The 10,056-nt window shown below is 64.6% G+C and carries 12 protein-coding genes; 11 read left to right on the top strand and 1 reads right to left on the bottom strand.

Going from position 1 to position 10,056, the window contains the following annotated elements:
* Nucleotides 1-113: 113 nt before the first annotated feature.
* The 10 genes from MHZ35_RS17155 (at nt 114) to MHZ35_RS17110 (ending at nt 8,155) form a co-directional block, all read left to right on the top strand.
* Nucleotides 114-1,532, top strand: a complete 1,419-nt coding sequence (locus MHZ35_RS17155) for an ISNCY family transposase (RefSeq protein ID WP_093068500.1) — start codon at nt 114-116, stop codon at nt 1,530-1,532.
* A 177-nt stretch (nt 1,533-1,709) separates the two neighbouring features.
* Nucleotides 1,710-2,537, top strand: a complete 828-nt coding sequence (locus tag MHZ35_RS17150; RefSeq protein ID WP_093068498.1) for a universal stress protein — start codon at nt 1,710-1,712, stop codon at nt 2,535-2,537.
* 17 nt (nt 2,538-2,554) lie between these two features.
* Nucleotides 2,555-3,199, top strand: coding sequence for a LysE family translocator (locus MHZ35_RS17145; RefSeq protein WP_093068495.1), 645 nt, complete (start codon nt 2,555-2,557; stop codon nt 3,197-3,199).
* Nucleotides 3,200-3,290: 91 nt separating this feature from the next.
* Entirely contained in the window at nt 3,291-3,971 is a 681-nt protein-coding gene (locus MHZ35_RS17140) for an NAD(P)H-dependent oxidoreductase (RefSeq protein ID WP_093068492.1), read from the top strand.
* Nucleotides 3,968-4,351, top strand: coding sequence for a hypothetical protein (locus MHZ35_RS17135; RefSeq protein ID WP_177179236.1), 384 nt, complete (start codon nt 3,968-3,970; stop codon nt 4,349-4,351). The genes MHZ35_RS17140 and MHZ35_RS17135 overlap by 4 nt, the downstream gene beginning before the upstream one ends.
* Nucleotides 4,320-5,129: a universal stress protein gene (locus tag MHZ35_RS17130; protein WP_093068489.1), complete on the top strand. Its 810-nt coding sequence runs from the start codon at nt 4,320-4,322 to the stop codon at nt 5,127-5,129. The genes MHZ35_RS17135 and MHZ35_RS17130 overlap by 32 nt, the downstream gene beginning before the upstream one ends.
* A 63-nt stretch (nt 5,130-5,192) precedes the next feature.
* A complete protein-coding gene (locus tag MHZ35_RS17125; RefSeq protein ID WP_093068486.1) occupies nt 5,193-5,633 on the top strand; it encodes a potassium channel family protein in 441 nt (146 codons plus the stop codon).
* Nucleotides 5,630-7,126 carry a PAS domain-containing sensor histidine kinase gene (locus MHZ35_RS17120; protein WP_342453545.1) on the top strand — a complete coding sequence of 499 codons (1,497 nt, stop codon included), beginning with the start codon at nt 5,630-5,632 and terminating at the stop codon, nt 7,124-7,126. The genes MHZ35_RS17125 and MHZ35_RS17120 overlap by 4 nt, the downstream gene beginning before the upstream one ends.
* On the top strand, nt 7,123-7,755 hold the full coding sequence (locus MHZ35_RS17115) for a response regulator transcription factor (RefSeq protein WP_093068481.1): 633 nt from the start codon (nt 7,123-7,125) through the stop codon (nt 7,753-7,755). Before MHZ35_RS17120 ends, MHZ35_RS17115 begins: the two co-directional genes overlap by 4 nt.
* A 34-nt stretch (nt 7,756-7,789) precedes the next feature.
* Nucleotides 7,790-8,155, top strand: coding sequence for a response regulator (locus MHZ35_RS17110; protein WP_093068478.1), 366 nt, complete (start codon nt 7,790-7,792; stop codon nt 8,153-8,155).
* 57 nt (nt 8,156-8,212) lie between these two features.
* Here MHZ35_RS17110 and MHZ35_RS17105 read toward each other — a convergent pair whose 3' ends face one another.
* Nucleotides 8,213-8,695, bottom strand: coding sequence for an Hsp20/alpha crystallin family protein (locus tag MHZ35_RS17105; protein WP_093068475.1), 483 nt, complete (start codon nt 8,693-8,695; stop codon nt 8,213-8,215).
* A 148-nt stretch (nt 8,696-8,843) separates the two neighbouring features.
* On the opposite strand from MHZ35_RS17105, the gene MHZ35_RS17100 reads away from it, so the two are divergent.
* The gene (locus tag MHZ35_RS17100) at nt 8,844-9,812 is read left to right on the top strand and encodes a L,D-transpeptidase family protein (protein ID WP_093068473.1); all 969 of its coding nucleotides are present in this window, start codon (nt 8,844-8,846) and stop codon (nt 9,810-9,812) included.
* The last annotated feature ends 244 nt before the right edge of the window (nt 9,813-10,056 follow it).

Below are 10,056 nucleotides of genomic sequence, written 5' to 3'. Positions count from 1 at the left end.
TGTAAGCGCTAAGTACAAATGGCACCAGCCCGCTAGATAGAAATGGCACTCTGCGGTGCTATCGGCGGGTCGCCGGTGTCATAGCCGTTCTTGGCAACGAGGACGCGCATTGTATGACGGTGCTGGCGATGAGTGCTGCTGAGATCACCCGCTTCGACACGCTGATGCGGCTCGACCGCGGCGAGATCCGGGTCGCGGACGCGATGGAGCTGCTCGGCCTTGCAAGGCGGCAGGTGTACCGGCTGCTGGGCCGCCTGCGACAGGACGGCGCCAGCGGTATGGTATCGCGCAAGCGAGGACGCCCGAGCAACCGACGCTACAGCGACGCCTTTCGCGCCGAGGTGGTCACGCTGGTGCGCGAGCACTACGCCGATTTCGGACCGACGCTGGCGCGCGAGTACCTTGCTGAGCGCCACGGCATCGGGCTGTCGTGCGAGACCCTGCGGCGCATCATGATGGAGGCCGGGCTGTGGCAGGACCGTGCGGCCAAGCGCCCTCGCCCGTATCAGCCGCGCTATCGGCGCGACTGCCGCGGCGAGCTCGTCCAGGTCGACGGCTCCAAGCACTGGTGGTTCGAGGGCCGCGGTCCGCAATGCACGCTGCTCGTCTTCATCGACGATGCCACCAGCGAGCTGATGCACCTCGAGATGGTCGAGAGCGAGAGCACCTTCTCCTACATGCGCGCGACGCGAACCTACCTTGAGCGGCACGGCAAGCCAGTAGCCTTCTACACCGACAAGCACAGCGCCTTCCGCAACAACACGGCCTCGGCGAAAGGGGACGGCATGACCCACCTCGGCCGGGCGTTGGATCGGCTCAACATCGAGCTGATCTGCGCGAACTCGCCGCAGGCGAAGGGACGCGTCGAGCGGGTCAATGCGACGCTGCAGGACCGTCTCGTCAAGGCGATGCGGCTACAGCGCATCTCCACCATCGACCAAGCCAACGCCTTCCTCCCCTCCTACATGGCGCAGCACAATCGTCGGTTCGCCATGGCACCGTTCGACCCGCGCGATCTACACCGGCCGCTGGCCATCCACGAAGACCTGGAAGCGGAGATGGTCTGGCGCGAGCAGCGCACCGTCACCGGTGCCCTCACCTTGCACTACAACAAGGCCATGTTCATCCTGGAGCCCTCCCCTGCGGCGCAGGCGCTCGCGCGCAAGAAGGTGGACGTGTGCGAGTACCCCGATGGCCGCCTCGAGATCCAGCACGAGGGCACGGTCCTGCCCTATCGCATGTTCGACAAGATGCGCCGGGTGAACCAGGCTGCTGTGGTCGACAACAAGCATCTCGACGCCGCGCTGGCGCTGGCGCGCACCATCCAGCAGGCTCAGCCGCACCATGCCAAGCGCAACAACAACGAGCCGGCGCGGACCGCCCAACCCGTCGGCATCTTCAAGGCACCCTCCCCGGCTTCATCCGGTCAGAAGCTGGACCGTCGCACGCTGGGCAACAGCAGGCTCAAGCGTGGTCATCGCCTCTCCAACGAGGAGCTGGTTGCTCGCGGCCTCGGCGAGTACGCCCGCTAGCGTTCGCTGTCATTCACCTGCGGACGTCCATGGAACGTCCCCTGCCGCTTCACGAAGGACACGCTTAACACCAAGGCCAAGTGATCATGATGGCGGTGGCATCTGAGCCTAGTACGTATAACTACGAAGCGCTGACTTGCTTTCTTCAGCGCAGGATCGTGCCGAGGAGATCGACGCATGATCAAGAGTATTCTAGCCGTGGTGGACAACGGTTCCGCCGCATCTTCCTTCCTGAAAGCAGCCGTGGCGTACGCCGAGGCACATGACGCGACGCTCGAGGTCGCCGTGCTGACCCCCGCGCCGATGGCATCGCCCGCGCTCGCGCCCTTTGGAGCTTTGTACGTACCGGAGGTCGTGCTGATGGGAGAGGACGCTGCGAACGTCGCAGCCGTTGAGACGTGCCTCGCTGGAGCGGAGTGCCTGACTCAGGTCTTTGGCTTCCACGACGACGTCGCCTGGCTCGCGGGAGACCTGCGACGCAGCCGCCAGGTGGCCGACATTATCATGATGGGCGCGGTGGAGACTTGGACGACTCCGTGGCTGAGGCGTCGCGTCGCCCAGACGCTCATCCGCGCGAGCGGCACACCGCTATTGATTCTTCCAAAGAGCGGCTATTTCGAGCGCGTGACCCGCGCCGTCCTCGGCTGGAAGGCTTCGCCGGAGGCGACGCGCGCCATGCATGCCCTCACGCAGTTCGCCGTTCCGGGTGCGACGATCGACGTCGTGACGGTCGGCGAAACGCTTATGCAGTGCGAGCGCGACCACGACGCGCACGCCGAGGTGAAGCGGCATCTCGAACGGCACGCCTTCAAGGCGGAAGGGCACTGGATCGTGAACGACAGGAAGGTCGAGGCCGAGACGCTCGCCATCTACGCCAAGGAGAAGCGAGCGGACCTGATCGCGATTGGCGGCTTCGCTCACTCACGCATGCGCGACATCCTGCTGGGCGGTGTGACGCGCGATATCGTCGAGCACACCGATCGACCCGTGCTCATCGTCGGCTAGATGCCGGAGCGCGGGCGATGTCGGTTGCAAGCCTGTTTGGCGGCAGCGTCGAGGCAGCGACCTTCCTGCGCTTCACAGGCACCGCGCTGCTGATCGAGCTCACGCCGGGGCCGAACATGGGCTATCTCGCCATTGTCTCGGGGCAACAGGGACAACGCGCAGGACTGATCGCCTGCGTCGGCGTGGCGCTCGGATTGTCGTTCTACCTGGTGCTGTCATTGCTCGGGATCGCCGAAGGGGTCCTCGAGCACCGCTTCCTGTACGAGGCACTGCGCTGGGCGGGCATCGCGTACATGCTCTGGCTCGCGAGGGACGCCTGGCGATCGAAGATGTCCCGAGACCCTGTGGACGTGGGCGACGATGCGGCGCTCCTTGCTCGCGGCCTGCTGACGAACTTGCTCAACGTGAAGGCCGCCATATTCTATGTTGCCCTTCTGCCCGCGTTCCTCGACCTAGAGCGTGGACAGCTTTGGAAGCAGGCCACCGTACTCGGCGGCACCCACATCGCCATCGCCACGACCGTGCACGTCACGATCGTTCTTCTCGCCGCTGGCACGGGCCGGGCAGGCACGGCCCGGCTGCCCCTGATCGGCAAGGCTTACGCTATCGGTCTCGTCGCAGTGGCGATCTGGTTGGCTTGGAGCACTCGGGCTTCCCGCTGATCGGTCGGCTTCAGCCCGCTTATGTATAAGTACGCATAGTCCGCCGCGTCGCCGAGGAGGAGACTGCCCTGCGCAATCTAGTCGGGGGCAGATGATGGACGGCCTAGTCACTACGGGCAGAGCACGAGGCGAGCAGATCAGGCCCTCGCACCTTATCGTTTATGCCAACCCCTCTCCCCACAGCTTCGATCGGGCTGTCGTCGACGCCTACCGCTCGAGCGCGCTTGAGCATGGTCACGGCGTCGTGGTCCGGGACCTCTATGAGCTCGGCTTCGACCCGGTGCTCCGCGCCGACGAACGTCCGAGCACTGCCGGCTGGACACCGCGTGCCGACGTCATGGAGGAGCTGGTTCATCTGCGCTCGGCGGACGTCCTCGTGCTCGTCTATCCCATCTGGTACGGTCTGCCTCCTGCCATCCTGAAGGGCTACGTCGACCGCGTGCTCGGCGCGGGCTACTCGTTCCGCGACCTTCACGATCAGAAGGGGCAGCTTCCGCTCGCCGGCAAGCCGCTGGTCTCGTTCAGCACCTCCGGTCTTCCCCTCTCCTGGCTCAGCGAGAAGGGCCAGGTGCTCTCGCTGCGAGAGATCTTCGACGTCTACCTGTGGCGCGGGTTCGGCATGAAGCAGAGCGACCACGTCATGATCGAGAACATCGTGCCGAACATGTGCGCCGCTCACGCTGCCGCACAGCTCGAGCGTGTGCGTGCGACGGCTGCAAGGACGTGCGCCATGCTCGACGGCTCACTGCTTTCCGAGGTGTTCGAGTCATGACGACTGAGAATCCGCCCGCGGTCTTCGCGAACACCAACCCGGACGCGCTCGAGCGCGCCTACTTGAGACGGCGAGCCTTCCAGGAGGTTGGCATGGCGATCGGCGCTGACGACCCCGCCGCCAGGATCCCTCATGACGAACTGGCACAGGCATACTGCCTTAAGTGTCGCGCGATCCGTGATCCGGCCGAGTGCGAGGTGTGCGCGCTTGAGCCGCTTTGTCGGCGCGCCGCGAAGAACTTCGCAGAACGGCCAAACCACGATGAGGATTATTCTCCGGGAAAACCCGCATATCGGCGGCAGATTTCGCCTTCTACCGTCTCCTTGCACCTAGCCGAGGAGACCTGCGATGAAGAACGTCCTTCTACTGATCCACGATGACGAAGGTCAGGAGGCGCGTTTTCAGGCCGCGCTCGAGGTGGCACGAGCTCTCAACGGACACGTGACGTGCCTCGACCTGACGGTCATTCCGGAATACGTCGGTCACTACGCAGCGATCGGCGAGGCCGGCATGCTGCTTACCGCAGACCACGACGCCGAGCAGCGCCACGGCCGGCGTATGCGGATCCGCATGGAGAACGAGGACGTGCCGTTCGACTGGCTCGAGCAGACGGGCTTCCTCGCGCAGACGATCGAAGGAAGGGCCCGGCTTACCGATCTCATCGTGCTTAGCACCGACGACGCCAGGGAAATGTACCCTTATATGACCCACGTGCTGGGCGACGTGCTGGTGCATACCGGCAAGCCGGTCCTCGCCATGCCGCCGAGCGTGCGCAGACTTGATGTCGGGGGCAGCGCGCTGGTGGCCTGGGACGGCTCGCAGGACGCGGAGGCGGCTCTGGCGGCGGCCCTTCCCCTGCTCCAGCACGCCAGTTCCGTCACGATTTTCTATGTCGACGACGGTTCGCTCGCCACGACCGCCGAAGATGCAGCGTGCTACCTCTCCCGACACGGCGTTCGCAGCACGGTCAGAAGCGAGCCCGTCGGTTACGACCAAGTCGGCGAGTGGCTGATCTGCGAAGCAGCCGGGCGCGGCTACGACTACATCGTCATGGGCGGCTTCGGCCATGCGCGGACCATGGAGGCAATCTTCGGCGGCGTGACACGCAAGATGCTGAAGGACTGCCAGGTCCCGATGCTGCTCGTGCACCGGCGTTGATCAAGCACGTCTACGGGATTCCCCGGATGGCTCACGCGCCATCGTCGTGGGATCTCGTAGGTCATGGAACTGATCCTGGAGCTTGCGACCGCGACCGCCCTGGTCGCCGCCACCTGCACCCTGCATCTGCTAGGGATAGGCGGGCTGATGGTGCTCCTGAACCGCAGGCGTCATTCCGATCGGGCCGACCTGGTGCGGCAGGCCGTCGCCATCGGCGTCGCCGCAGCCGCGCTCTTCCTGCTGCACTCCGCCGAGATCTGGCTATACGCCGCCTTCTACCTGATGGTGGATGCGCTGCCCACCGCGGAGGCATGCCTGTACTTTTCAACGGCTTCCTACACCACGGTCGGCTACGGCGACGTCGTTCTCGGCGCTGACTGGCGCGTCCTCGGCGCCATCGAGAGCGCGAACGGCATTATCCTGCTGGGCTGGTCAACCGCCTTCTTCGTCGCCATCGTAGGCCGCATCCGCTGGCTCGAGACCGAGATGAAGGCCGGACGATGAGCATGACGTCGGCAGCCCCGTCGCCGGAGCAGATCGAAGACATTGCGCTGTTCGTGGCCAGCGTCAGCGATCGCGCGCTGCTGCTCGCCACCCCAGACCTGACCGTATCCTACTGGAACCAAGGGGCCGAACGACTCTTCGGCCTTCGCGCGGATGAGGCCCTTGGCCGCCGCCTCGACGAGTTCTGGCCTGCGGCCGGACAGTACGTCGCCCTCAGCAAAGCCTCCGCGACACGGCGCACCGAGGACTGGTGCAATCGCGCAGACGGATCCGAGTTCATCGCCGACATCACGCTAGCGCCCATACAGGCGCTCGACGGTCGTCCCCGTGGTTTCGGCCTGTCGATCGTGGATGTGACCGGGAAGCGTGCGGCGGAGCGCATGATCACGGAAAGCGAAGCGCACATGCGCTCCGTACTGGCGACGGTGCCGGACGCCATGGTCGTGATCGACGAGCGGGGGCTGATCCAATCCTTCAGCGCAGCGGCCGAGCGCCTGTTCGGCTTCACCGAGGCGGAGATCCTCGGCCGCAACGTCAACCTCCTCATGCCCGGAGATCACCGCGCCCGACATGACGGCTACCTGCAACGGTACATGGAAACCGGGGAGCGTCGGATCATCGGCATCGGCCGCGTCGTCGTGGGCCGGCGCCGGGACGGTACCGAGTTCCCGATGGAGCTGTCGGTCGGCGAAGCACGGAGCGCTGCGGGGCGCATCTTCACCGGCTTCATCCGCGACCTGACCGCGCGTCAGCGTGCCGAACTGCGGTTGAAGGAGTTGCAAGCCGAACTCATCCACGTTTCCCGGCTGAGCGCGATGGGAACGATGGCCTCCACGCTTGCTCATGAGATAAACCAGCCCCTGACCGCCATCGCGAACTACCTCGAAGCCGCAAATGATCTGGTCAGCGAAGACGAGCGTGAGACCGATCTCCTCCGCGAAGCCGTAAGCGAGGCAGCGAAGGAGTCGCTCAGAGCAGGCCTGATCGTGCGTCGACTGCGCGACTTTGTGGGCCGCGGGGAGGCACAACGCGCCATCGAACCGCTCGCGGAACTCATCACGGACGCCATGCAGCTCGGCCTCATCGGTGCGCGCGAGCGCGGCGTGCGCAGCTTCGTCGACCTCGATCCCTCGGCCGACCGCGTGCTTGTGGATCGGGTTCAGATCCAGCAGGTACTCGTCAATCTGCTCCGCAACGCGGTTGAGGCGCTTCGCGGTGGGCAGGCGTGCGACATCACCGTCAGCACGCGCCGGGAAGACGATGCGGTCCGCATTTCGGTCGCCGATACCGGCGTCGGCATCGATCCCGAGATCGCGCCTCGCCTCTTTCAGGCATTCGCGTCGGGGAAGAAGAACGGCATGGGGCTGGGCCTTTCCATCTGTCGCACGATCGTCGAGGCGCATGGCGGTCGCATCCAGGCCGAGCCTCGCAGCGGAGGCGGCACGATCATCTCGTTCACTCTCCCGGCCGCCGACATGGAGACGGAGCAATGACCGAGCGCCGACTGGTGCATGTCGTGGACGACGAGGAGCCCGTGCGGCGGTCGCTGACCTTCCTGCTGCGAACCTCGGGCTTCGACGTGAGGGTCCACGAGACCGGCACAGCGTTCCTCAAGACCCTTCGTGAGGCGCCGCCGGGCTGCATCCTTCTCGACATCCGCATGCCCGAGATGGACGGCCTGGAAGTGCAGCGGGAACTCAGCCGGCGGGGCGTGACGCTGCCGATCATCGTCTTGACGGGGCACGGCGACGTACCGATCGCGGTAGCGGCTATGAAAGCCGGGGCTGTCGAATTCCTTGAGAAGCCGTTCGAGAAGGCGATGCTTCTCGCCGCACTCGAGATCGGCTTCGCTAGGCTGGATCACGGGCATCAAGCGATGGACGCCGCCAGAGAGGCAGCGGTTGTGATCGCCCGCCTCACGCCACGCGAGCAAGAGGTGCTCGAAGGGCTGGCCGCCGGCCTGCCGAACAAGACCATCGCCTACGACCTCGGCATTTCGCCCCGGACGGTGGAGGTTCACCGGGCGAACATTATGGCCAAGCTGGAGGTCCGCAGCTTCTCAGCCGCGCTCCGGCTCGCCTTCGCCGCCGGTCTCGGCGCAGATGACCGGAACTCTACGTAGGGCGCCGCTCGAGCCATCGCGCTAGCCTTATTCTATGAACGACCAGCCACCCACCAGGACCGTGATTGTCGTCGAGGACGACGACTCTGTCCGTCGCTCCATGCAGCTTCTGCTCCACTGGCAGGGCTTCGACGTGCGATCGTACCCCAACGTAGCTCGTGTCCTTAGCGGCGAGGATATCGACACTGCGCGTATCCTCGTCGCGGACTACCGGCTGCCAGATGGCGATGGCATAGGCGTGCTCACCGCCCTCAGAAAGCGCGGCTGGCACGGTCGCGCTTTCATGATCACCGGTCACCACACCCCGGATCTGGAGCGCGCGGCGCTGAGCTGCGGATATGTGGCCGTGCTACAAAAACCGCTGAGGCATCACGAGCTGCTCGGTCTCTTAGGCCGGTAGGCCTGACGCACTAACCAGACGAAGTGCCCGTCGCGCGAAGCGGCGACGGGCAGTCGATCAATCTTTCTTGACCTCCACACGCCGCACCCGACTGGCGGCATGCTCATCCTTGCGCAGATTGATGGTCAGCACACCCTTCTTGATGCGCGCCTCGACGTGCGCCGGGTCCGCGTCGTCGGGCAGCCGCACGTCGCGCGCGAAGCACCCGTAGCGACGTTCGCTGAGAAGCGTGCCGCCGATCTGACGATCTTCTTCGTGCCGCTTCTCGCCGGAGATCGTCAGCACGCCGTTGGCGAGCGTAACCTCGATATCGTCGTCCTTCATGCCAGGCAGCTCTGCCGTGATGCGATAGGTGTCGTCGTTCTCGATCATATCCAGCGCAAGCGGCGGTGCGACCTCCGAGGTCATCGTGGCGTCGGGTTTACCCACGATGTCGAAGAGGCGATCGACTTCGCTTCGCAGCCAATGGAAGGGATCGCCGTCGATCGCTGCGTGCTTGATCGGTTGGGGCGGCTCGTTGGCGCCGGCGACTGCGCGCATGTCGGTCACTCTTTCTCTCCTCGATAAAGATTTGCGCCGCTAAGCGGCTTGTCGGCGATACCGCTCGAGATTTGAGCTCGACATCGGGGAACATACGGATGGGGATCCGGTGCTACCTCGAGGATGATACGCGCAGAGGAGTTCTGCCGTGCAACTCGGACGCGACCAACGACTTCGCCTGCTTATCGGGACGTTCGGGCTGCTGCTGTTGCCCATGCTGCTCGCGATCTCTCCCGCACATGCGGGTGGGCTAGACGAGAGAAGCACGGTGCAGCGCATGGTCGAGGCGCTGAGGCCTGGCGAGTTCCTCTGGGCGCCTCAGGTCTCGCCTGTCGGTCCCATGCTGCTGGTCGTCAATCTTAGAACGCAGCGGGCTGCGCTTTACCGCAACGGGATACCGATCGGGATCTCCACCGTGTCGACGGGTCGACGTGGTCACGAGACGCCCGCCGGGATTTATGCGGTTCTTCAGAAAAAGGTCTCGCATCGCTCGTCCCTGTATGACGATGCGCCGATGCCTTTTATGCAGCGTCTGACTTGGGACGGGGTCGCGCTCCATGGCGGAACCGTGCCGGGCTACCCGGCGTCGCACGGGTGCATCCGCCTGCCACCAGCGTTCGCGAGGCTGATCTTTCGAGAGACGAAGATCGGGATGCTGGTGGTCGTGACACGCCTCGCGACGATGCCAACGATGGCGCTCACGGGAGCGGCCCCGCTAATGACCAAGTCCGGGGAAGGCTTGAAGATGCAGTGGACGAACGTGATCGGCGTCAGCCCTCTCTCGATAGTTGTTAGCACGACGGATCAGGAGGTGCGGGTTATACGTCGTGGCCGAGAGATAGGTGCGGCGCGAGCGATCATCCACACCGACATCAGAACACCGACCGTCTATCAACTTCAGTCGAAAGGAACATGGCTCCGTATGCCACTACCGGGCCAGGATGCTAAGACACAGCAAGCAATCGACGCCAACGATATCGAGGTTGACCCTCTGTTTCGCGAGCGCGTACTCGCAGCAAGCGCTCCTGGCACAACCATTGTGATTACGCCAGACCGCCTTCGGCCGATACTCTCCACTGCGCAAGCACTCACTCAAAGCGATGATGCACCAAATTAGAAGTAGAATAACCTTTTAAGGGCTGCCAAGCGCCAGCACAGAAGTGTTGCATCTCGGTCGTCCTTCAAAGGCGTGACCGAGCCCACTGCTGGCGCAGCGGGTCCGAGGGCGCAAGAGCCGACAAGGCAGCGCCACAGCGGGGGCAGCGCTGCGCTGCTTGGGGGGCTCCACGCTGCCCCCGCTGCCACGAGGCGGTGTCATTTCTATCTGGCGGAGAATGTGTCTTTTCTAACTGGCGGCAACA

The organism is Sphingomonas sp. ACRSK, from assembly GCF_022346685.1.
GTDB classification, from domain to species: domain Bacteria; phylum Pseudomonadota; class Alphaproteobacteria; order Sphingomonadales; family Sphingomonadaceae; genus Sphingomonas; species Sphingomonas molluscorum.
Note: the sequence above shows the minus strand (reverse complement) of the source record. Positions and strands in the feature narration are given on the sequence as shown.